This is a genomic window from Ruegeria sp. AK11 (genome assembly GCF_056541095.1).
Genome location: NZ_JBQFXU010000004.1, coordinates 14,994 through 36,179 on the forward strand (window position 1 = coordinate 14,994; position 21,186 = coordinate 36,179).

19 protein-coding genes are annotated in these 21,186 nt (G+C 57.9%); 11 read left to right on the forward strand and 8 right to left on the reverse strand.

What is annotated here, in order from left to right; translation table 11 throughout:
• Positions 1 to 134: 134 nt before the first annotated feature.
• From ACR0D9_RS11770 to ACR0D9_RS11780, 3 genes are all read left to right on the forward strand, one after another.
• Positions 135 to 3,731, forward strand: coding sequence for an adenylate/guanylate cyclase domain-containing protein (locus tag ACR0D9_RS11770; RefSeq protein ID WP_480538894.1), 3,597 nt, complete (start codon positions 135 to 137; stop codon positions 3,729 to 3,731).
• A gap of 26 nt (positions 3,732 to 3,757) precedes the next feature.
• Entirely contained in the window at positions 3,758 to 4,015 is a 258-nt protein-coding gene (locus ACR0D9_RS11775; protein ID WP_267366859.1) for a DUF4242 domain-containing protein, read from the forward strand.
• A 103-nt stretch (positions 4,016 to 4,118) separates the two neighbouring features.
• Positions 4,119 to 5,534: an FAD-binding oxidoreductase gene (locus tag ACR0D9_RS11780; RefSeq protein ID WP_480538896.1), complete on the forward strand. Its 1,416-nt coding sequence runs from the start codon at positions 4,119 to 4,121 to the stop codon at positions 5,532 to 5,534.
• Positions 5,535 to 5,861: 327 nt separating this feature from the next.
• Here the strand turns inward: ACR0D9_RS11780 and ACR0D9_RS11785 are convergent, their stop codons facing one another.
• The 4 genes from ACR0D9_RS11785 to ACR0D9_RS11800 are packed head-to-tail and all read right to left on the reverse strand — an operon-like array spanning position 5,862 to position 9,024.
• Entirely contained in the window at positions 5,862 to 6,659 is a 798-nt protein-coding gene (locus tag ACR0D9_RS11785) for an ABC transporter permease (protein WP_480538898.1), read from the reverse strand.
• Positions 6,656 to 7,408 (reverse strand): ABC transporter permease, encoded by a 753-nt coding sequence (locus ACR0D9_RS11790; protein WP_480475310.1) that lies wholly within the window; start codon positions 7,406 to 7,408, stop codon positions 6,656 to 6,658. Before ACR0D9_RS11790 ends, ACR0D9_RS11785 begins: the two co-directional genes overlap by 4 nt.
• A gap of 9 nt (positions 7,409 to 7,417) precedes the next feature.
• Complete coding sequence (locus ACR0D9_RS11795) at positions 7,418 to 8,182, reverse strand: transporter substrate-binding domain-containing protein (RefSeq protein WP_480475308.1); 765 nt, start codon at positions 8,180 to 8,182, stop codon at positions 7,418 to 7,420.
• A gap of 44 nt (positions 8,183 to 8,226) precedes the next feature.
• On the reverse strand, positions 8,227 to 9,024 hold the full coding sequence (locus ACR0D9_RS11800) for an ABC transporter ATP-binding protein (protein WP_480483321.1): 798 nt from the start codon (positions 9,022 to 9,024) through the stop codon (positions 8,227 to 8,229).
• 77 nt (positions 9,025 to 9,101) lie between these two features.
• On the opposite strand from ACR0D9_RS11800, the gene ACR0D9_RS11805 reads away from it, so the two are divergent.
• The 5 genes from ACR0D9_RS11805 to ACR0D9_RS11825 all read left to right on the forward strand — a co-directional run bounded on the left by ACR0D9_RS11805 (position 9,102) and on the right by ACR0D9_RS11825 (position 14,550).
• Positions 9,102 to 9,758 carry a TetR/AcrR family transcriptional regulator gene (locus ACR0D9_RS11805; protein ID WP_480538900.1) on the forward strand — a complete coding sequence of 219 codons (657 nt, stop codon included), beginning with the start codon at positions 9,102 to 9,104 and terminating at the stop codon, positions 9,756 to 9,758.
• On the forward strand, positions 9,755 to 10,939 hold the full coding sequence (locus ACR0D9_RS11810) for a pyridoxal phosphate-dependent aminotransferase (RefSeq protein WP_480538902.1): 1,185 nt from the start codon (positions 9,755 to 9,757) through the stop codon (positions 10,937 to 10,939). The genes ACR0D9_RS11805 and ACR0D9_RS11810 overlap by 4 nt, the downstream gene beginning before the upstream one ends.
• Entirely contained in the window at positions 10,936 to 12,540 is a 1,605-nt protein-coding gene (locus ACR0D9_RS11815) for a 5-guanidino-2-oxopentanoate decarboxylase (protein WP_480538904.1), read from the forward strand. Before ACR0D9_RS11810 ends, ACR0D9_RS11815 begins: the two co-directional genes overlap by 4 nt.
• Before the next feature lie 3 nt (positions 12,541 to 12,543).
• Positions 12,544 to 13,326, forward strand: a complete 783-nt coding sequence (locus ACR0D9_RS11820; protein ID WP_480538906.1) for a dimethylarginine dimethylaminohydrolase family protein — start codon at positions 12,544 to 12,546, stop codon at positions 13,324 to 13,326.
• A 225-nt stretch (positions 13,327 to 13,551) separates the two neighbouring features.
• A complete protein-coding gene (locus ACR0D9_RS11825; protein WP_480538907.1) occupies positions 13,552 to 14,550 on the forward strand; it encodes a LacI family DNA-binding transcriptional regulator in 999 nt (332 codons plus the stop codon).
• Here the strand turns inward: ACR0D9_RS11825 and ACR0D9_RS11830 are convergent, their stop codons facing one another.
• Both ACR0D9_RS11830 and ACR0D9_RS11835 read right to left on the reverse strand, forming a co-directional pair.
• Positions 14,551 to 15,684 (reverse strand): Gfo/Idh/MocA family protein, encoded by a 1,134-nt coding sequence (locus ACR0D9_RS11830; protein ID WP_480538909.1) that lies wholly within the window; start codon positions 15,682 to 15,684, stop codon positions 14,551 to 14,553.
• A 37-nt stretch (positions 15,685 to 15,721) separates the two neighbouring features.
• Positions 15,722 to 16,825, reverse strand: coding sequence for a Gfo/Idh/MocA family protein (locus ACR0D9_RS11835; RefSeq protein ID WP_480538911.1), 1,104 nt, complete (start codon positions 16,823 to 16,825; stop codon positions 15,722 to 15,724).
• A 124-nt stretch (positions 16,826 to 16,949) separates the two neighbouring features.
• On the opposite strand from ACR0D9_RS11835, the gene iolC reads away from it, so the two are divergent.
• The 3 genes from iolC to ACR0D9_RS11850 are packed head-to-tail and all read left to right on the forward strand — an operon-like array spanning position 16,950 to position 19,600.
• Complete coding sequence (gene iolC / locus ACR0D9_RS11840; protein ID WP_480483371.1) at positions 16,950 to 17,918, forward strand: 5-dehydro-2-deoxygluconokinase; 969 nt, start codon at positions 16,950 to 16,952, stop codon at positions 17,916 to 17,918.
• A gap of 9 nt (positions 17,919 to 17,927) precedes the next feature.
• A complete protein-coding gene (locus ACR0D9_RS11845) occupies positions 17,928 to 18,764 on the forward strand; it encodes a 5-deoxy-glucuronate isomerase (protein WP_480483307.1) in 837 nt (278 codons plus the stop codon).
• On the forward strand, positions 18,761 to 19,600 hold the full coding sequence (locus ACR0D9_RS11850) for a class II fructose-bisphosphate aldolase (protein WP_480483305.1): 840 nt from the start codon (positions 18,761 to 18,763) through the stop codon (positions 19,598 to 19,600). The genes ACR0D9_RS11845 and ACR0D9_RS11850 overlap by 4 nt, the downstream gene beginning before the upstream one ends.
• 15 nt (positions 19,601 to 19,615) lie before the next feature.
• Here ACR0D9_RS11850 and ACR0D9_RS11855 read toward each other — a convergent pair whose 3' ends face one another.
• Together ACR0D9_RS11855 and iolB are read right to left on the reverse strand one after the other, a co-directional pair.
• Positions 19,616 to 20,374 carry an SDR family NAD(P)-dependent oxidoreductase gene (locus ACR0D9_RS11855; protein ID WP_480538913.1) on the reverse strand — a complete coding sequence of 253 codons (759 nt, stop codon included), beginning with the start codon at positions 20,372 to 20,374 and terminating at the stop codon, positions 19,616 to 19,618.
• On the reverse strand, positions 20,371 to 21,177 hold the full coding sequence (gene iolB, locus ACR0D9_RS11860) for a 5-deoxy-glucuronate isomerase (protein WP_480538915.1): 807 nt from the start codon (positions 21,175 to 21,177) through the stop codon (positions 20,371 to 20,373). The genes ACR0D9_RS11855 and iolB overlap by 4 nt, the downstream gene beginning before the upstream one ends.
• Positions 21,178 to 21,186: the final 9 nt, after the last annotated feature.

Consider the following 21,186-nt stretch of genomic DNA (forward strand, 5'->3'; position numbering starts at 1 on the left):
AATTTATCAAGGTCTTACGTGACTGGCACATTTTGCTGTGCTGCGCGTGAAACTGTGTCCGCTGCGCATTGATCGCCCCGCTGAGTAAATAGCGTTTTCTTGATTAGTGACACGTATCTCAGCATGATCCGGATATGTCGGTTGAAATGGACACGTGGCTAAACGACCTCGGATTGGGTCAGTACGCAAGTGCCTTTGCGGAAAACGACATTGATGCGCGGGTTTTGCCATTGCTGACAGGCGACGACCTGAAAGAGCTTGGGGTAAGCCTTGGTCACCGAAAGATCATCCTTGCGGCGGTTCAGGATTTGGTTGGCTCTGGGCGCCTGTCTTCATCAGCGCCAGCCGCAGGGGAGCCAACCAGCGAGAAAACTCAGCCATCCGCCCTTGATGATGTGCATGGCGAAGCTGCACCAGCAAAAAAGCCCATCGCACCTGCGGCTGAGCGGCGTCATCTGACAGTCTTGTTCGCTGATCTGGTCGGCTCGACGGAGTTGACCAACCGATTTGATCCCGAAGACATGCGGGATCTGCTACAGAACTATCAGGATACCGTCGCGGGGGCAGTGAGCAGGTATGGTGGCTATGTCGCGAAATATCTTGGCGACGGTCTTCTTGTGTTTTTCGGCTGGCCAACAGCCTACGAAGATCACGCCATTCGCGCGATAAAGGCGGGGCTTGAGTGCGTCCGTCGGGTTGAAGAGCTCAACGCCCCTGACGGTGAGCGTTTGTCAGCCAGACTGGGTATTGCCAGCGGCGATGTCGTGGTCGGTGACACGATCGGCGAAAACTCGTACGAAGAAGGTGCCATGACCGGGCCGGCGGTCAATCTGGCGGCGCGGATACAGGAACGCGCCCTGCCAAACTCGGTGGTTTTGTCTGCAGAAGAAACCGAAGCCGCCTTGCACCGGATATTCGAGTTCGAGACCCTTGGATCAACTCAGTTGAAGGGTTTCAAAGACCCTCGGACCTTGTTGAAGGTCGTATCGGAACGCAGCGCGGAAAGCCGGTTTCGCGCGTCATACAAGGATGACGCTGGCAGCACCATGATTGGCCGGGACTACGAAAAGGGTATCCTGTTGCAATCGTGGCAACGTGCCCAAAACGGTCATGGTGAGGTCGTTCTGCTGTCGGGGGAGGCGGGGATTGGAAAGTCGCGCCTGACTGAGGGGTTTCTTGCGGACGTTACAGCAACCGGACAAGCCGATGTGATAAGGCTGAACTGCTCGCCCTATCTGACCAGCAGCCCCTTTCATCCGGTCACCCAGCGAATTTCACAGGATGCGGGCGTTGAACCGGATTTTGACGACAATCAAATTCTGGAACATGTCAGGAAGCTGCTGGAAGGCCGGGAAGGTCTGGACTGGGAACAGGTTCTGCCTGTCTTTGCAGCGCTGGTTGCGCCGCGCAGCGCGCTGGCTCGTGAAGTTCTCGAGATGTCGCCGCAGGAGCAACGCGACATAACGATCCAAACCCTTATCCATACGGTGCAGGTCCGGGCCGGCGTGCGCCCGGTTATTCTGTGTGTTGAGGATGCACATTGGATCGATCCCTCGACGCAAGCCCTGCTGGAGCGGTTCAAGGCGATTTGCACCGATCTTCCCCTGATGATCTTGATGACCCACAGACCTGGGTGGGACCTGGCCCGCGATGACGGGGACACGCATGTTCAAACACTCCTGTTGCGCCGGTTCGGTTCTGCTGATGTCTCGGATCTGGTCCGCAATATCACCGGCAAGGACCCTGACGATGCCTTGATCGCGACGATCATCGAAAAAACGGACGGCGTGCCCCTGTTTGTCGAAGAATTGACCCAAGCAATCGTAAATGCTGATGAGCAGGGACAAGTCCACATACCATCGTCGCTGAAGGGCGCCTTGATGGCGCGGCTTGATGCAGTTTCGCCCGAGGCCAAACAGGTTGCGTTGACGGGGTCCGTCATTGGGCGGGAATTTGAACCAGACTTGGCAAAGGCCGCGATGGGGCTGGAACGCGCGGATATCAATCTTCGCCTCGAAGAATTGTCGCGAACGGGATTGATCTTTGAAAGCGGAAACAACCGCGGGCATTTCGTGTTTCGCCATGCCCTTATCCGCGATACGGCGTATCAATCCATGTTAAGTTCTACCCGCAGGCAGCAACATTCAGATGTTGCCCGAGCACTGATCGCGATGCGATCAGCTGAAATCGAACGCCGACCCGAGCTGGTGGCCCGCCATCTGTCAGAAGCAGAAGAATGGCGCGCCGCATTCGACAAATGGGAAGCTGCGGCGGAAATGGCGTTGGCCCGGTCAGCCAGCCAGGAAGCGATGGCCAATGCACTGGAAACACTCAGGGCTGCGGAAAAACTTGGCTCTGAAATCAGTGCGGAGATGGTCAGGGGCAAAATTCTTGTCGGACGCAGCCATGACAGCCAGGGCCGGTTGCCTGAGGCGATGGAAGTTCTGAAAAGTGCATCTAAAGCTGCCCGGAAACTCCATGACGTGGAGCTGGCAGCCGATGCAGCCAATCATTTTGCTGACTCGTGCATGATGACAAGCACGCGACATCACGAGGCCATTGACCTTTGTGACAAGGCGCTGAAAGACCTGTCTGACGGTGACGAAGTCAGGCGGTGCCGGTTGATGAGCCAACTTGCAAGGGCGTATATGTTTGTCGGCCAGTTTTCCGAGGGTACGCGCTTTGGTCAGCAATCCATGGAACTGGCGGCGAAACTTGGGGATCATAAATCCCAGTTTTCGGTAATGATGATGCATTTTGGGGCGCCATTCATCGCGCGCAACGGGCGAGAGGCGCGCCATTGGCGTGAAAACCTGGATGCCATGCATCGGGTCGCAGAAAAGCTTGGCACCATTGATCAGGGCCGCGACCGGACGCTCAGCCTGTTTGTCGGTGCTGAAATGGCCGACCGCGACCTGATGGACAACTCACTCGAATTGCTGACTGCGATTTCCGAAAAGGACAATCATCTGCAACTCTATTGGGTTCAGAAACACGCACGCGCCATGGTTGCAATCATGGACGGCGACTTTGTTCAGGCTGAAAAGCACGCCACCGAAGCGGTCAAGATCGGCCGAAAAACGCACGGCGAACATGTCGAGGGCGTTTTCGGCGTTCAGATGTTCACCATCCGCCGCGAGCAGAACCGCCTGCACGAGGTCGCGCCTGTGATCAAGAAACTGATGACCGACAGCCCCGAAGACATATCGTGGAAGCCGGGTTTTGGCCTTATCGCAGCCGAACTGGGGTACACGGAACCCGCCGAAAAAATACTGAATGAAATGGCGGAAAACGGCTTCGACCTGCCGCCAGATGCCATGTATTCAACAACACTGTCCTATCTTGCCGACATCTGTGTGGCAGTCGGGCATCCGGATCATGCCCAGACGCTTTACGGTATGCTGCAACCCTACGAGGACCTGACGATCACCGCAGGGGCAACCACAGTCTGCACAGGTGCCGCAGCCCGACGCTTGGGGAACCTGGCAACGGTGCTGAAAGACTGGGAAATTGCCGGGAAGATGTTCCGGAAAGCCATCGAGATTGACACGAGGATGAATTGCCCGCCATGGATTGCGCATTGCAAGGCAGCGTATGCATCCGCACTCAGACAACAGGGCCGCCCCAGCGATTTGGAACTGGCGTTTCAACTGGAAGGGGAAGCGTTGGCAATATCACAGAAATTGAGTATGGTTTCCCTTAAGTCAAAGCTCGAAGGGGTAGCCAGTTAAGGCCCGGAAAATGCTTGGGGGGCATAATGCCACGATACATCATTGAACGGAATTTTGCCGAGCAGCTGAATATCAGCGACAACGACAAAATTCACATCAAAGAAATCAACGACGAAGTCGGCATTGAATGGATCTTTTCCTTCCTCAGCGCAGATAAGCGCAAAACATACTGCCTTTACGAAGCCCCGGATGAAGAAAGCCTGCGAAAAGCAGCCGAGCGTCTGAACATTCCTGCCGATGTCATCACGCCGGTAGATCGGATCGATCCGGGACTATTTGCCTGACGACCAGCTTTCTCCCACAACCAAGTATCCCCTTCTCAGGGCAATAACAAACTCACGAGGCAGCCGTGCGCGAAACCTTTCCTGAAACAAGGGAGGCCTAAGCATGTTTGACCTGAAAGCACTCGACGGACATATCGCAACTGTGGATCAAGGCGATTTGGACGCGCTTGATGCCTCACTGCGCGGCGGGGTCTACCTGCCGGGAACCCCGGAATACGAAGAAGCCAGGATTACCTGGAACAGCATGTTCGAGCGTTTCCCCGCCTTCGTGATCCGTGCGATGGGGGCGAGCGACGTCCAGAAGGCAATTAACTTCGTCCGACAAGCAGGCCTCATGATGACCGTTCGATCAGGTGGGCACCAGATTGCAGGGCACGCCGTCGCGGACAAGGCCGTCATGCTGGACCTGTCCCAGATGCGTTCGGTTCACGTGGACCCTGCCCGCAAAACTGTCCGCGTTGCACCCGGTGCGTTGCTTGGAGACGTTGATCGCGAAACACAGGCCCATGGTCTTGTCGTCCCCACAGGCATAAATTCGACCACCGGCATCGCCGGGCTGACCCTGGGCGGCGGTTTCGGCTGGACGACCCGGAAATTCGGCATGACAATCGACAACCTTCTGTCGGCAGAAGTTGTCACAGCGGATGGCGCGATTGTCACCGCATCATCCACGAGCCACCCGGAACTTTTCTGGGCCATTCGTGGTGGTGGCGGAAACTTTGGTGTCGTCACCTCATTCGAATTCCAGTTGCATGATCTTGGGCCCGATATCCTGTCCGGCCTGATCGTGCACCCGATCGAAAAGGCACCAGAACTGCTTTCCGAATTTGTGGCCATTGCGGACACGTCCCCCGATGAGCTCACCGTCTGGAGCGTGATGCGAAAGGCGCCGCCGCTCCCGTTCCTGCCGGAAGAGTGGCACGGGCGCGAAGTGCTGATTTTCGCAGCGTGCTATAGCGGCCCGATGGATGAAGGTGAAAAAGCGATGTCGGCCTTGCGCGCGCTGGGTGAGCCGATTGTGGATGTCATTTCACCGCACAGATTCGTGGACTGGCAGGCGGCTTTTGATCCTCTGTTGTCGCCGGGCGTCCGCAACTATTGGAAAAGTCATGACTTCAACACGCTGCCCCCGGCCGCCATCACGGACCTGCTGGACGCGATTTCCACCCTTCCTGATCCCGCCTGCGAGGTTTTCATTGCTCATGTCGGTGGCGCGATGGCCCGCGTTGAGCCCGCTTCTACCGCCTACCCGCAAAGATCTGCGCATTTCATCATGAATGTCCACACGCGATGGGAAGACCCTGACAAGGATGACACCTGCATCGGTTGGGCGCGCCAGCTGTACGAACAGATGAAACCGTACTCAACAGGCAGTGCCTATGTGAACTTCATGCCTGAAGACCAATCCGATCACATGAAAGGCGCTTATGGAGTGAACGGCGAAAAGCTGTCCAAGATCAAAGGAAAGTACGATCCCACCAACTTGTTCAGGATGAACCACAATATTCTACCAACGTAAGACAACCAGAGTGGCAATTCCCGAACTGCATTGATGTTGGGACCGCTGTCTTAGCACCACTCAATTTTTCTCGCTGTTCGGCTATCGCGCCAAGCGGTTCCTCTCACCTATGGCCGCGCTGGCACTCATGCCCTCTTGTCGTGCAGCTACCCTAGATGCTGTATCCTTAGAGCGTTGAACTTGCGGGGCGCGACCGAACCGACGTCCCTGATCCCGCTTCAAACACCTGTTTTACGCTTAAGCCTGCAATCTGGGTCGCTAAGAACAATTCATCGAATAACCGCCTCGGAATTCGCGGGGCAAGTTTCTTTCGACTACTGGCCGAAACTATCCGACAAGCCCATTGCGGCGTCCGGTTCCCAGAACCTTCACCTCGAGCCAGTGGAACACCAAAGCAATTACGCCCGCTACGAGAATGTAGAATACAGCCAACAGGATAAGCGGTTCGTAGACGATAAACGTATCGGCACGCACACGGGACGACACGGCATAGATATCAACCACGGTTATTGTGGCGACCAGCGGTGTTGCCTTTAGTTGCAGTATAGTTTCACCGCCCAAAGTCGGCAGAACATTGCGGATTGCCTGCGGTAACCAGATGCGGCGAAACATCGTCAGCCTTGGCATACCAAATGCCTTGGCCGCCTCCAGCTGTCCTTTGGCAACACCCTTGAAGGCTCCGCGCATGACCTCGCCTTCATAACCCGCATAAGAAAGTGTCAACGCCAGCACCGCATAGGGCCAAGCCTGACGCAGGTACGGCCAAAGTTCAGATGATCGTATCCATGGAAACTGCGGAAACAGAGAGCCGAGGCCATAATACAGCAACCAAAGCTGCAAAAGCAGCGGTGTGCCGCGAATGATGGTACAGAACGCCTTGGCGGGTGCCGCAAGGTACCACGGCCCAACGGCCTGCGCTAATCCAAGCGGTACAGCCAGTAAAAATCCAAGAACGATCGTGACAACCAGCAACCAAAGCGTGGTCCAGATACCCTTCAATGCAAGCGGCGCATAATTGGGTATCCAATCCCACCGCAATGTCATCGCGCACCAAACCGCGATCCCGGCAAAGATCAGCATCATCACGATACGATGAGGTTGCATCAGAGATCTGAGGTCGATCATCTGCTGCCTCCGTTCAGAGCGGGTTGGCCGCGACGGGCCCATTTCTCAATCCGCGCAAAGATCCCACCCGAAAACAGCGTAACCATCAGATAAAGGAAGCCCGCCGCCAAGAAAAAGGTGAAGTAGGCCCGCGTGCTGCTGGCCGCCTGGCGCGTTTCCAACGTCAGCTCGTTAAAGCCGACAACGGCCAGCAATGCGGTGTCTTTGGTTGCAATCAGCCACAAGTTGGCCAGACCCGGTACCGCAAAGCTCATCATGGCGGGGATTGTGACGCGCCGCATGGTCATGAAGGCCGGCATCCCGTAGGATTTCGCCGCTTCGATCTGACCGGGCGGAACCGCCTGAATGGCACCGCGCAGAATCTCGGTCGCATACGCGCCCTGAACGACGCCCAGCACCCAAATGCCTGCGGCAACGCCGTTGATCTCGACGCGGCCACCACCCATGGCAGCAGATATTTTGTTGATAATATCGGATCCCACGTAATACAGGATCAGGATCAGGACCAGTTCCGGCACGGCCCGGATCACGGTCGTATAAATGGCAAGAAGGTCGCGCGTGACCTTCCCGCCGTAAAGTTTGCCATACGCTCCGAACAATCCGATCACGAGGCCCAGCGCATATGCGCCAAAAGCGATCTGCAAGGAGTGGGACAATCCGCGTAGCAGATTGGCCCCCCACCCCGGCGGCGAGAGCGACAGAAGCTCTGCGCTCTGCGCCAAACCAAGTGATTCCAGAAATCCGGTCACGGCAACGGCTTAGTAGATGCTGGTCGAGAAATAGTTCGACGTGATCTTCTCATGCGTGCCATCGGCAAGAATTGCCGCGATGCCCTTGTTCAACGCCGCAAGCAGGTCATCCTGCCCTTTACGAACGCCCGCACCGACACCACGCCCCAAAATGGCGGGATCGTCCTTCACGGCACCTTTGATTTCGCAGCAAGCACCGGCATCCGAATTCACAAAATCGGCCATCGCAATGCTGTCAGCTTGAGTGGCGTCGATCCGACCCGCAAACAGGTCCTGATTGGCCTCATCCTGAGTTTGATAGACGCGCAGTTCGGAATCCTTGAAGTATTCCTGCGCATAGGCTTGGTGGATCGTCGAAGCCTGAATGCCAATGACTTTACCCGCCAGCGATTCCGGGGTTGCTTCGATATCCATCGATTTATCGGCAACGATAACCGCAGGTGTGTTGTAATAAGGATCGCTGAAATCAATGGTTTTCAACCGTTCCTCGGTGATCGACATCGAGGCCATGATGGCGTCGATCTGCTGCCCCGTCAGCGAAGGGATGATACCGTCCCAGGCCACCGGCGTGATAACACAGTCAAGTTCCGCAGCGGCGCAAACAGCATTGATGACATCGATCTCCCAACCAACCCAGTTGCCTGAGCTGTCCAGCGACGCGAAGGGCGGATAAGGCTCGGCCGCGATGCCGATCTTGACCTCTTCTGCACTGGCAACACCAGCCGAAAGGACAGCGGCGGCAAGACCGGACGCGAGCAGTTTCTTGACGTTCATTTTGTTACTCCCTTTAGGTTTATTTTGTTGTTTTTTGTAGTGGATCAGGCGACCGAGCTGAGGAACTGCTTCAATCGTTCTGATTTTGGATTTCCGAAGACCTCGGCAGGTGGACCCTGCTCTTCAATGCGGCCCTCGAAAAGATAGACGACATGGTTCGCGACTTCGCGCGCAAATTTCATTTCATGGGTCACAAGCAGCATGGTGCGCCCTTCCGCTGCAAGATCCCGGATCACGGTCAGAACCTCGCCGACAAGCTCTGGGTCAAGCGCTGAAGTTGGCTCATCGAAAAGCATCACCGAAGGATCCACCGCAAGCGCGCGTGCGATGGCGGCGCGCTGTTGCTGACCGCCTGAAAGATAGGCCGGATAGGTGTCAGCCTTGTCACCAAGCCCCACCCTTTTCAGCAGGTCATGCGCCCGCGCGACAGCTTCGGCCTTTGGTACCTTAAGGACATGTACCGGTACCTCGATCACGTTTTCCAGAAGCGTTCGATGTGTCCACAGGTTGAACTGCTGGAAAACCATCGCAAGCCGCGTACGGATACGTTCTATCTGGCGGCGGTTCGAGGGGCTGCCGTCGGCATGCATTTCAACCAGCTCACCGCCGATGGTGATCTTTCCCGAGCTTGGTGTTTCCAGAAAGTTGATACAGCGCAACATGGTGGATTTGCCCGAGCCTGAACCCCCAATGATGGCAACGACATCGCCCTTGTTCGCTGTCAGCGAGACACCTTTCAAAACCTCCAGCGTGCCGAAAGACTTGTGCAGGTCCTCAACCCTTATCGCCTCTTCAGACGTGGTTGCTTCGCGTGCGGGTGTTGCTGCTTTGGCTGTGTCCATATCCAAGAATCTTCTGATTTCAGCTTGCAGTAAGCCTCGAATCTCGCAATTATGCAAGTGTATAATAATTCCGTACCATGGATGGCCCGGACGTGCAGGACGACAGCCGTAAATTTACACGTGAATCTGCCGAGTTTCGGCGCGAGGCGCTGATCCTGGCGACTTTGGACCTGATTGCCGAGATGGGCGTTCGGGGTGCCACTGTGCGTCAGATCGCGGCCCGCGCGAACGTGACCCAAGGGCTGATCCGGCACTATTTCTCATCCAAGGAGGAACTGGTTCAGGCTGCGTACGAACATCACATGAATACGCTGACCGATCAGACTGCTGCGTCGTCAGGGAAAGGCAGCGCAGTATCTCAGTTGACCAACTTCGTTGATGCGTCGCTGCGACCGCCAATCGTTGATCCAAGCGCTGTGGCCTTGTGGGCCGGCTTCCTGAACAAGGTGCAGCGTGATCCGAAAATGCAACGCATCCACCAGCAAACCTATAACTATTTCCGGGATCAGCTTGAAAAGCTGATCGTCGCCGCATTGCAAGAAACCGGACGTCCAGTCACCACGTCGCAAGCCGTGCAACTGGCCATTGCCTGCAACGCGGTTATCGACGGTCTTTGGCTGGAAGGCGGTGCGCTTCCAGATGAATTTTCCGAAGGTCAATTGGCGCAGATCGGATTGGATTCCGTCAGTGCTATCGTCGGTATCCCATTGATCAAAGAGGTGGAACAACCATGAAGACCACATCTGTGACAGAACGGTTAGCGGGCTTGGGTGGCGCCAAATGGGGCGTACATCTGAAAGCGCGCGACCTTATCAAGGCCGGAGCGGACATCGTCGAAATGACGATAGGTGAACCGGACGTGCCGGTGCCGGACGCGCTGGTCGAAGCCACCGTAACCTCACTACGGGCCCAGCGAACGGGCTACTCCAATGGCCGTGGCGAAGCTGGCTTGCTTGACGCGCTTTCCGCCCGTTACTCGGCTTCCCGCGGACGCGTTTTCGGGCCCGAGAATTTTCTGTGCTTTCCCGGAACGCAGACCGCATTGTTCGCTGCCATGGCCGGCGTTGCCGAGGCCGGTGACGAAGTTCTGGTCGGTGATCCGATGTATGCAACCTACGAAGGGGTCGTGCGTGCTTCCGGGGCGGAAATGGTGCCCGTACCGCTGCGCCCGGAACACGGGTTTCGCATGCAGGCCAAAGATATCGCCGTACGCGTAACACCGCGCAGCCGCGCCATTCTTCTGACCACGCCACACAACCCAACGGGCGCGATCCTGACCGCCGAGGAGCTAGCCGAGATCGGACAGCTCGCGATTGCGCATGATTTGTGGATTATCTCGGACGAGGTCTATGAAGAACTGATCTTTGACGGGGCCAGATTTGTGTCGCCACTGGCAGACCCGGAACTGGCGGATCGTGTCATAGGCGTATCATCCATCTCGAAATCACATGCCGCGCCGGGGTTCCGCAGTGGCTGGTGTGTCGGGCCAGCCGCGTTTTGCGAAGCGCTACTGCCCTATTCCGAGACCATGCTTTTCGGCAATCAGCCCTTTATCGCCGATATGACTGAAAAGGCGATCCGCGACGGGTCCGAGGTTGCCTCCGGCATGGCCGCCCGTTTTTCAGCGCGCGCCACGCTTTTGGCTGATCGCCTCGAAGCAGAAACGGATCTGACCGTTCACCGGCCTCAGGCGGGAATGTTCGCCATGATCAACGTCTCCGCCACCGGGCTGGACGGCGAAGCCTATGCCTGGGACTTGTTGCAGACCGGGGTGGCTGTCATGCCGGGATCCGCCTTTGGGGACAGCTTGAAAGACTGGGTGCGAGTGGCCCTGACGATCAGTGACACCGACTTTGCCACTGCGGTGTCCCGCCTCATCGATCACGCCAACAGAAAATCACGCGAGGTTGCATGAGTGAAATGACCGTGGGCGAAGCATTGGTTGCCAGGCTTCGCCAAAAGGATGTGACCTGCGTGTTCGGAATTCCGGGCGTTCATACGGTCGAGCTTTACCGCGGGCTTGCAGGCTCGGGCATTCGTCACGTTACACCCAGACACGAACAGGGCGCAGGATTTATGGCCGACGGCTATGCGCGCGTGTCAGGCAAACCGGGTGTGGCCTTTGTGATCACCGGGCCCGGATTAACCAATACATTGACGCCGATGGCGCAGGCCCGCGCGGATTCAATACCAATGCTGGTGGTGTCTGGGGTCAACAAAACCGCGTCGCTTGGCAGGGGTTTAGGGCATCTGCATGAGTTGCCAGACCAGTCGGGACTGGCCAGGACCGTTGCGTTGTTGTCCGAACAGGTTTCCGCCACCAACGCTCTGGACCCGGCCTTGGACCGCGTGTTCCACACCCTCACCAACGGTCGACCCGGACCGGTGCATATCGAAGTTCCGTTGGATATTGCAGCGGCTGATTATCAGGAAACACAGGTCGAACCGCTTGTCTCAGCCTCTCCGAATGACCCGGCTTTGATTACACAAGCCGCACAGCAACTGGCCAAAGCGAAGAACGTTGTCATTCTGGCGGGCGGCGGCGCAAAACGTTCCGAGGCTGGATTGCAGGCTCTGGCCGAAGCTCTCGATGCGCCCGTGGTGCAAACGGTCAACGCGCGCGGCCTGATGCACAGGCATCCACTGACTGTTCCGGCAAGCCCCAGCCTGAACGCCGTACGCGGCTTGATAGAAAGCGCCGATTGCGTCCTTGCACTGGGAACCGAGCTGGGCCCAACCGACTATGATATGTATGCCACCGGCCAAATTGCTAAAACGTCAGGGTTGATACGGATTGATCGGTGCGGCGACCAACTGGCGCGACATGAGGCAGCGCTCATCATTCAAGGTGACGTCAACTTGGCTGTATCAGCGCTGGTTGACGCCTTGCCGCACAAGCCAAAGCAAAGCGATGGCGCGGAACGTGCAAGCAAAACACGTGACGCCGCCTGGGCGGAAATTGGTCCGGACTATCGCAAACAGGTGGAAGTCCTCAACGCAATGCGTTCTGCGGTCCCGAACACCCTGATGGTCGGAGACTCCACCCAACCGATCTATGCCGGCAATCTTTTCTACGATCACGACCGGGCCGGAGGCTGGTTTAACGCGGCAACCGGGTACGGCGCGCTGGGCTATGGAATCCCCGCAGCCATCGGCGCTTCGGTCGCCGATCCCACGGCACGTGTAATATGCATCGCGGGCGATGGGGGCGCGCAGTTTTCTCTGCCTGAAATTATGGCCGCGGTCGACGAAGACCTGCCGATCACCTTCGTGATCTGGAACAACCACGGATACCAGGAAATTGCCACGTCAATGCAGGATGCGGGCGTGACAGTCATAGGATGTGATCCCTCGCCTCCTGATTTTTCTGCGACGGCCAAGTCATACGGTATTCCATTCGCTTCGGTTCCAGCTGAACCGCAGGCTGTCGCGCAGGCATTGCGCCAAACTGCCGCCCAGAACGGGCCGGTAATGATCGAAGTCACCGCTCCGAAATTCGCAGCTCAGAAAGATTGAAACATGTCAGACCCAACCTTTGAGTTTTCCCGCGCCATCACCCGCCGTCCGGCTCCGACTATTGCAGGCGGGTTGCGTGCAGAAGATATCGGAAACCCGGATTTCGACGGGATGACAACGGCGCATAAGGCATATGTGGCAGCACTGAAAAGCACCGGAGCAGAGGTGATCGAACTGGATCCCCTGAACGCGTTTCCCGACGCGCAATTTGTCGAGGATACAGCCCTTTGCCTGCCGCAAGGTGCGATATTGATGCGGCCCGGCGCACCTTCGCGGATGGGTGAAGTGGCTGAAATGGCGCCGACCCTTCGCGACTGCTACGACACGGTTCTGGAAATTCAGGGACCCGGCCATGTCGAGGGTGGAGATATCCTTGTTACCGGTCGCGAAATTCTGGTAGGCCGGTCAGACCGGACTGACGCGGAAGGTGTCGCCGAGCTGGCGAAAATCACCTCGGAGTGGGGGCACAAACTGCGCGAAGTTTTCACGCCCGAGGGCGTCCTACACTTCAAGACAGATTGTTCGCTGATGGACGCCGAGACAATACTGTCGACCCGACGGCTGGATGCATCGGGCTGTTTTGAGGGCTACCGGGTGCTGCATGTTGAGGACGGAGAGGAAGCTGCCGCCAATGCGATCCGCTTCAACAATCTGGTGTTGATGGCCGCTGGCTTCCCACGCACCGCTGAGATGTTGGATCGCGAAGGGTATGAGGTCGTAGAGATCGACAACACCGACTGCGCAAAGCTGGATGGTGGAATGTCCTGCCTTTCGTTAAGGTTCTAAGGGCGTCACCGGTAGCGTTCGATCCTTGGTGTTTCCTGCGAAAACTGTCGCCCGTACCGGTCTTTCCTTTCCCGCCATTCGCTCATAAACATAGGTGGCCGCCGATGATCTCGTCCGCCTAGTGCGACCTGCAACCGGTTGCAAGACTTTTGCGATGGTGCATAATGAATCTCTGATGCAAAACACCTTGATATCTCTGACCATCAACGACCGGAGCCGCACTGCGTGAGCGTGACCCTGAAAGACGTCGCAGCCTTGGCTGGTGTATCGCGATCCGCGGTGTCGCGCACCTTTACCGAAGGCGCCTCGGTCTCTGCAAAAACACGCAGCAAAGTTGAAAAGGCCGCCCGAGAGCTTGGCTACAGTCCCAACGCCCTCGCCTCGTCCCTGACCACCGGGCGCACCAAGTTGATCGGGTTGATTTCGAACAACTTTCACAACCCGATTTTCCTTGAGGTGTTCGATCAGTTCACCCGCGCCTTGCAGGAACGCGGGCTACGCCCTTTGATCGTGAACCTGACGGACGAGACCGAGCCCGCAAACTCGGTCCGCATGCTGCGCCAGTATTCGGTTGACGCGGCCATCGTTGCCTCTTCGACGCTGCCACCCAGCTTTGCCAAGGCGTTTCACGATGCGGGCGTACCGGTGGTGCATACATTTGGCCGCTCGGCCACCTCGCCCGAAGTGCATGTGGTCGGGATCGACAACGTCGAATGCGGGCGCATGGCCGCGCGCGAGCTTTTGGCGCGCGGATACAAGCGTGTCGGCTATCTGGGCGGGCCTGAAGATGCAACCTCGGCGCTCGACCGGTATCGCGGGTTCATGGAGGAGTTGACAGATCATCCCGATATCGAAGTAAGCCATTGTTTCGCAGGGGCTTATTCCTTCGAAGCCGGTCGCGCCGAAATGTTGCGCCTGTTGGCCAACACCCCGTCCGAAGCGTATTTCTGTGGCGATGACATCCTGTCTGTTGGCGCATTGTCCGCACTGGCCGATCACGGGCTGAAACCGGGTCAGGACATTGGAATCATCGGCCTGAACGACATGGAAATGTCGCGCTGGGAAAGCGTTAACCTGACAACGATCCACCAGCCGATCAAGCAGATCATCACCTCATCCGTCGATCTGGTTGTCGAGATGCTGAAAGAGCCTCAGCGCTATCCCGAGGCCCGTATTTTCCCCTGCCGCGTGATTGAACGGGGCACATTGCGGCCCCGCCCCTGATCAGCGAAACATCGGCGGCCGCGCGTCCTTCCATACGCCATCGGCCTTGCCCGATGCAACAGCCGCGTGAACGGCCGCAATGGACCGCAGCCCATCTGCCGCACCGGGCAGACCGTCGCGTCTTTCACCGCGGATCGCATCCGCCAGATCGCAATAGATGTTGGCGACCGCCAGCGGGAACCCCTCGGGGTGCGCTATGGCGACACGCGACAGGCGTTGCACCTCGTCGTGCAAACCGCCCTCACCCTTTTCGATGATCTGAGTACGCCCCCCGACCGGAGTATAGATCAACTGGTTGGGCTGTTCGGACGCCCAGCGCAGCCCACCGGTTTCGCCAAAAACCTGAATGTCAAAGCCATGCTGCCGTCCGATCGCCACCGATGATGTCCAAAGGCGTCCAACCGTGCCGCCCTCCATCCGGAAATTGATCATTGCATCATCTTCCAACTCACGGCTGGCGATGGTCGAGGCCATGTCAGCAGACAGGGTTTTCACCTGATCGCCACAGATGAAACTGGCCATGTGCAACGCATGGATGCCGCAATCGGCAAACTGCCCCGAAACACCGGCCATCGCAGGGTCATAGCGCCAGCGTACGCGCGGATTATCCGCATCTGTGGCGTCGCCATGATGACCGTGGCTGAAATTGGTCACCACCAGACGTACCTTGCCGATATCGCCTGCACGCACCATCGCGCGGGCCTGACGCACCATCGGATAGGCAGAGTAACAGTAGTTCACCGCACAGATCCTGCCCGAGGCTTCGGCCACGCGCACAATCTCTTCGCCCTCTTCCACCGTCATGGTCATCGGCTTTTCACACAACACGTTAAAACCTGCCTCAAGATACGCCTTGGTAATCTCAAAATGGGTCGAATTGGGCGTCGCGATGGTTACCAGATCAACCCGATCCTCGCGGTCTTTTTCGCCCGCCAGCATCTCTTGCCAGTCACCATAGGCACGATCGGCAGCAACACCCAATCGCTGCGCGTATTCGCGGCCCACGTCGGGCCGGTGATCCAGCGCGCCAGCAGCAAGCTCGAACAACCCGTCCGCCTGCGCCCCAAGGCGGTGTGCAGGGCCAATCTGGCTGCCTTCACCACCCCCGATCATGCCCCATCTCAACTTAGCCATGGTCATTGTCTCTCATTGGAATTGTCTCGTAGAGCGATCAGAAATCGCTGATGTCCTGCCACTGCCGCTGATCGGACGAGGCCAGCGCAGCGGCCAGCACGCGGTTGACCTCATGCCCGTCGCGGAACGTGGGCCAGATCGCCTCGCCGGTGTGGATGGCCTGTAGAAAGTCCTTGGCCTCGATGATGATCTGGTCCTGATAGCCGGTTCCATGACCCGGACCCTGACAGAAGGGCTCATAATCCGGGTGCGCGGGGCCGGTCAGGATCTTGGTGAACCCGCGCGCGGCTTCGGGCCCTTCGCGCTTGTACAGCCACAGCGCGTTCTGGTCCTCCTGATCGAACCGGAGCGCGCCTTTTGTGCCCGAAATTTCATAGGCATAGCCCATTTTCCGACCCGTCGCGACGCGGCTGAAATACAGGTTTCCCATAACCCCGTTTTCAAACCGACACATCATCTGGGCATGGTCGTCATTTGTTACCTCACCACCGGGGCGGGTTTTGTGAACGGTCTCAACATCTGCCATCACCTGCGCAATGGGCCCGATCAGTGCCAATGCGCCGTTGACCATATGCGGGGCAAGATCGCCGATTGTGCCATTGGCCCTACCGGTTGTGCGCCAGGTGGCCGGGGCCTGCGGATCTGCATAGAAATCCTCGGTATGCTCGCCCCGGAACCACGTGATGTCACCAATCGCGCCATCGGCAATCAACTGGCGGGCATATTGGCTGGCGGGTGTGCGGATATAGTTGAATCCCACCATGTTCACCGCTCCCGAAGCCTCAGCCGCGGCAACCATCGCCCGACTGTCTTCAAGCGATGCGCCCAATGGTTTCTCGCACAAGACCGGTTTGCCCAAGGCAAAAGCCGCTTCGGCGATCTGACGATGTGTTGACTGAGGCGAGGCGATCACGATTGCCTCGACCCTGGGGTCTTCAACCAACATGCGCCAGTCATCGGTTGCCCGCTGAAATCCATAGGCCGCCCGGTAGCGTTCGGCACTGTCCGGGCTCGACGCGCAGATGACCTCAAGCCGGGGGCGCAACGCCGTGTTGAACACCGCACCGACGGCCGACATGGCAACGGAATGGGCCTTGCCCATATAACCGCCCCCCACGATTCCCACTCCGATTTCAGGCATCTGCCATGGCCTCGCACATTGTGTTTGCAACCGGTTGCAAAATCAGTATCGTGTGAATCGATTCAACGCAAGGTCCAAACTTTGCCCACCCCACTTTGCCGGAGGACATGACGTGAGCGCTTTGATGGAGGGTATCAAAGGAAACAGCTTTGCCGTTCTGGGGCGTGCGGGTATGGACCTTTACGCAGACCCGATCGGTGTCAAAAGCGAAGAGGCCGATACGTTCCATGCCGATCTTGGCGGCTCGTCCGCGAATATCTGCGCCGGTCTGGTCAAGCTGGGCAGTCAGGCATCCTTGATCACCTCCGTCTCGGACGATGCAATTGGTCGGTTCTGCCTCAACCGGTTGCAACATTACGGGGTGGATACCTCTTATATCCGCGTGTTGGGGGGTGAGTATCGCACCTCTCTGGCCCTGTATGAAAGCCGGACCGATAACTTTCAGAATGTCATCTACCGCAACGGTGCGGTCGATTTTCAGGTTACTGACGCGGATGTCGACAAGGTTGATTATTCATCCTTCTCGGCCCTGATCTCGGCTGGTACCGTCTTTGCGTCGGAACCCTCGCGCAGCGCCACGTTCCAAGGGTTTGAAAACGCGCGCAAAGCTGGCCTTCCGATCATTTTCGATGTTGATTACCGCCCCTACAGCTGGCCATCGCCAGAAATTGCCGCTGACGTTCTGTCCCGTGCGGGCGAAGCCTGTGACCTGATTGTCGGCAATGATGAAGAGTTCGGCTTCATGGCCGGCGGCATGGAAAAGGGCTTTGCCAAGGCACAGGACCTCGCCAGGAAACCGGGCCGGGTTGTCATTTACAAGATGGGCGAAAAAGGCGCCGTGACGCTGGCGGATGGGCAGGAAATCAGAACCGGGATCTACCCAGTGGACGCCATCAAGCCAGTCGGGGCTGGTGACAGTTTCATGGCAGGGCTTCTGGCTTCGATCGCGGCGGGGCACTCGCTGAAAGACTCGGTGATGCGCGGTTCCGCCTGCGCATCCATTGTCGTTTCCAAACCCGGCTGCGCCCCCGCCATGCCGACGACCCCCGAACTGAACGCGTTCCTCGCCTCTCACCCCGGCCCGACCACATAGGAGTATCCCATGCATATCGCGCCCTATGACAATCAGAACAAGCCCATCGTTGACGCCGGTGATCCGTCCGTTCCGCTGAACTATTTCAACATCGTCAAACTGAAAAAAGGCGAGGCGTTCGAATACCAGGTGCCGGGCTACGAGACCTGCATCGTCCCTGCAACCGGCAGCGTCGATGTGGATGTCGAAGGCGTTTCCTTCCCCAGTCTGGGCAACCGGGGCGAAGATGTCTGGGATGGCGAGCCCGAGGGCATCTATGTGCCCGTCGGCGCAAAGGTACAGGTGGTCTGCGTTTCTGACGCGACCGAGGTGTTCATTGCCGGTGCGAAATACGACAAGGTGCTGGACCCGTTCGATGTGCGCGAACACGACCTTGTGCAATATGGCAGCGACGACACCAAAACCCACCGCAAGATCAAACACATCCTTGGCCAAAAGCAACACGACAAGGTCGGCCGCCTGCTGGTGAGTGAGCTGTTCACCGTCGGTCAGGGCGGCTGGTCGGGCTTCCCCAGCCACAAGCATGACACCAACCGCCTGCCGGACGAGACCCGCCACGATGAGACCTATAATTTCCGGTTCAAGCCCAACTGGGGCTCGGGCCTTCAGATGTTGCAGCGCGAAGATAACCAGCCGGGCGACGCCTATCACATCGTGGATGGATCGACCGTTTGCATCGACAAGGGCTATCACCCCTGCTGCGTTTTGCCGGGGTACGAGATGTATTATTTCACCATCCTCGGCGGCCTGACCCAGCGTTCTCTGGTGCAGTATTTCCAGCCCACACATGCCTATCAGATCGAGACCATTCCTGGCATCAAAGACATGATTGCGAAATTCAAATGACCCTCGTCACACTGAAAGACGTCCTGCAACCCGCTTATGAACAGGGCTATGCCGTAGGCGGGCTGGTCACACTCGGCTGGGAAGACATGCGCGCCTATGTAGCCGCGGCCGAGGCCGAGAATGCGCCCGTGATCCTGCAAGCCGGACCCAGCTGCCGCGAGCACACGCCACTGCCGATCCTGGGCAAGATGTTCCGGTATCTGGCCGAAAACGCCTCGGTGCCCGTCGTGGCGCATCTGGACCACGGCTATACCTTCGAGGACTGCAAGATCGCGCTGGACAGCGGGTTCACCTCGCTGATGTTCGACGGATCGCGCAAACCCCTGCGGCAAAACATCGATGAAACCGCCGCAATTGCCGAGATGGCCCATGCGGCAGGGATTTCCTGCGAGGGCGAGATTGGTTTTGTCGGGTACTCGGGCGGTGAAGGATCGAACGGCACCGACCCGGCAGAAGCGGCCCAGTTCGCACGTGAAAGCGGTGTGGATGCGATGGCGATATCGGTCGGCAACGTCCATCTGCAACAAAACAAGGAAGGCGGTCTGGACGAAGCCCGTATTGCCGAGATCGACGCCATGACCACAGTACCTCTGGTCATTCATGGCGGGTCGGGCGTGCCGATAGATCAGCGCGTGAAGCTGTCCCGCGAAACCTCGATCTGCAAGTTCAACATCGGGACCGAGCTGCGTATGGCGTTCGGAAATGCCATGCGTGAGGCCGTCAATCGTGACCCGGATCGGTTTGATCGCGTCACGATCCTGAAAGAAACCCACGATCCGGTCGAAGCCGCCGCGCGCATGGTCATCCGTGCCTTTGGCGCACCACCGCAACGTTAACGCGCGCTTTCGCCTTCAGATCGAGCCGCCCTCGACCATGAAGTTGCCCGCGCTGCACATGGCGGCGTCGTCCGAGGCCAGAAACAGAACCATGCGCGCGACATAGACAGGCTCTATCGGATCGGGCAGGCATTGACGGTCCACCTGTTTGGCCAGCGCCTCGGGCGTGACCCACAGGTCTTTCTGGCGCTCGGTCATGATCCAGCCCGGCACCACCGTGTTCACACGAATGCGGTGATCGCCCAATTCGCGCGCCATGGTGCGGGTCAGGCCATGCACAGCGGATTTGGCTGTAGCATAGGCCGGAAAACCTGCCCCGGCCTCCCACCACGAATTCGATCCGATATTGACGATCGAACCTGCGCCCTTGGCGATCATACCCGGGGCCACTGCCTGAATGGCAAAGAACATATGGCGGATATTGGTCGCCATCCGCTCATCCCAATAGTCCGGCGTCACCTCGCGCCAATCATGACGGTCATCCTGGGCAGCGTTGTTGACCAGCACATCCGCCGCGCCCAGCTCTTCGACCAATTGCTCCAGCGCAGCCCGCATCGCTTCGATATCGCGCAGGTCGCATTGCGCAAAGGCGTGTTCACCTTCCAGTTCCGCCAGCAGAGTAAGGCCGGCATCCGCATTGATATCCAGAAACCCGACCTTCGCCCCTTGTGCCGCAAAGGCGCGAACGGTTTCCGCACCAATTCCCCCGGCCCCGCCCGTGATGATAACCGTTTTGCCCGCAAGGCTAGGGTAATTGGCAAAGTCTTGGCTCATCCGTCACGCTCCATGATCCATTCGACCTCGGGGGCCAGGGCAAACCGCCATTTGCGCAGGGGGCCCGCCATGACGTTCAGGTAATACATCTCAAACCCATAGGGCGCGCCGCAAGGGTGATGGCCACGCGGAACGATCACAACATCGCCATCGGAGACGGCCATCGTCTCATCCAACTGGCTATCATCGGTATAGACTCGCTGAATTCCGAACCCGTTGGCCGGGTTTAGGCGGTGGTAATAGGTCTCTTCCAAATAGGTGATGCGGGGGAAATCATCCTCATCATGTCGATGACTGGGGTAAGAGGACCAATGCCCATTGGGCGTAAAGACTTCGGTCACCAGCAGGCTGTCGGCATAATCCTCGTTCTCCATCGCGATATTGTTGATATATCGCGTATTCACACCCTTGCCGCGTTCGGTCAGCGTGATGCCATCTGGCCCGATCCGGCGCGCTTTGTGGCCGCCCTTGCCCGGGGCCGAGCAGACCGCCACAACACAATCGGTTTCCGCCACAGCCTCCCACTCGGTTCCGTTGGGCAGATACAGGCTATGCGGCGGTGTCTTTTCGAACACGTTCATCCGACCGCCCAATACGCCCCAGTCCTGCCCGGCCCCGGTGATCCGCGCCTTGCCTTCGACCATCACCAGAATGACTTCGCGGTCTCCTGTCGCCTCGGCCGCCCTGTCGCCTGCTTGCAGATGATACAGCCCAAAACCCACATATCGCCATCCGGCACTGTCCGGAGTGATGTCATGTACCTTGCCACGGGTTCCAATAGACTTCTTCAGCAGGTCTGCCATTCTTGTTCT

Excerpts from the sequence above, each read along its gene's own strand:
- ACR0D9_RS11845 (WP_480483307.1), top strand. The coding sequence starts at position 17,928 with ATGCATATCGCGCCCTATGACAATCAGAACAAGCCCATCGTTGACGCC.
- ACR0D9_RS11820 (WP_480538906.1), top strand. The coding sequence starts at position 12,544 with ATGTCAGACCCAACCTTTGAGTTTTCCCGCGCCATCACCCGCCGTCCG.
- ACR0D9_RS11850 (WP_480483305.1), top strand. The coding sequence starts at position 18,761 with ATGACCCTCGTCACACTGAAAGACGTCCTGCAACCCGCTTATGAACAG.
- iolB (WP_480538915.1), bottom strand. The coding sequence starts at position 21,177 with ATGGCAGACCTGCTGAAGAAGTCTATTGGAACCCGTGGCAAGGTACAT.
- ACR0D9_RS11855 (WP_480538913.1), bottom strand. The coding sequence starts at position 20,374 with ATGAGCCAAGACTTTGCCAATTACCCTAGCCTTGCGGGCAAAACGGTT.
- ACR0D9_RS11775 (WP_267366859.1), top strand. The coding sequence starts at position 3,758 with ATGCCACGATACATCATTGAACGGAATTTTGCCGAGCAGCTGAATATC.
- ACR0D9_RS11815 (WP_480538904.1), top strand. The coding sequence starts at position 10,936 with ATGAGTGAAATGACCGTGGGCGAAGCATTGGTTGCCAGGCTTCGCCAA.
- iolC (WP_480483371.1), top strand. The coding sequence starts at position 16,950 with ATGGAGGGTATCAAAGGAAACAGCTTTGCCGTTCTGGGGCGTGCGGGT.
- ACR0D9_RS11785 (WP_480538898.1), bottom strand. The coding sequence starts at position 6,659 with ATGATCGACCTCAGATCTCTGATGCAACCTCATCGTATCGTGATGATG.
- ACR0D9_RS11770 (WP_480538894.1), top strand. The coding sequence starts at position 135 with ATGTCGGTTGAAATGGACACGTGGCTAAACGACCTCGGATTGGGTCAG.
- ACR0D9_RS11780 (WP_480538896.1), top strand. The coding sequence starts at position 4,119 with ATGTTTGACCTGAAAGCACTCGACGGACATATCGCAACTGTGGATCAA.
- ACR0D9_RS11830 (WP_480538909.1), bottom strand. The coding sequence starts at position 15,684 with ATGGCTAAGTTGAGATGGGGCATGATCGGGGGTGGTGAAGGCAGCCAG.
- ACR0D9_RS11805 (WP_480538900.1), top strand. The coding sequence starts at position 9,102 with ATGGATGGCCCGGACGTGCAGGACGACAGCCGTAAATTTACACGTGAA.
- ACR0D9_RS11795 (WP_480475308.1), bottom strand. The coding sequence starts at position 8,182 with ATGAACGTCAAGAAACTGCTCGCGTCCGGTCTTGCCGCCGCTGTCCTT.
- ACR0D9_RS11800 (WP_480483321.1), bottom strand. The coding sequence starts at position 9,024 with ATGGACACAGCCAAAGCAGCAACACCCGCACGCGAAGCAACCACGTCT.
- ACR0D9_RS11810 (WP_480538902.1), top strand. The coding sequence starts at position 9,755 with ATGAAGACCACATCTGTGACAGAACGGTTAGCGGGCTTGGGTGGCGCC.
- ACR0D9_RS11835 (WP_480538911.1), bottom strand. The coding sequence starts at position 16,825 with ATGCCTGAAATCGGAGTGGGAATCGTGGGGGGCGGTTATATGGGCAAG.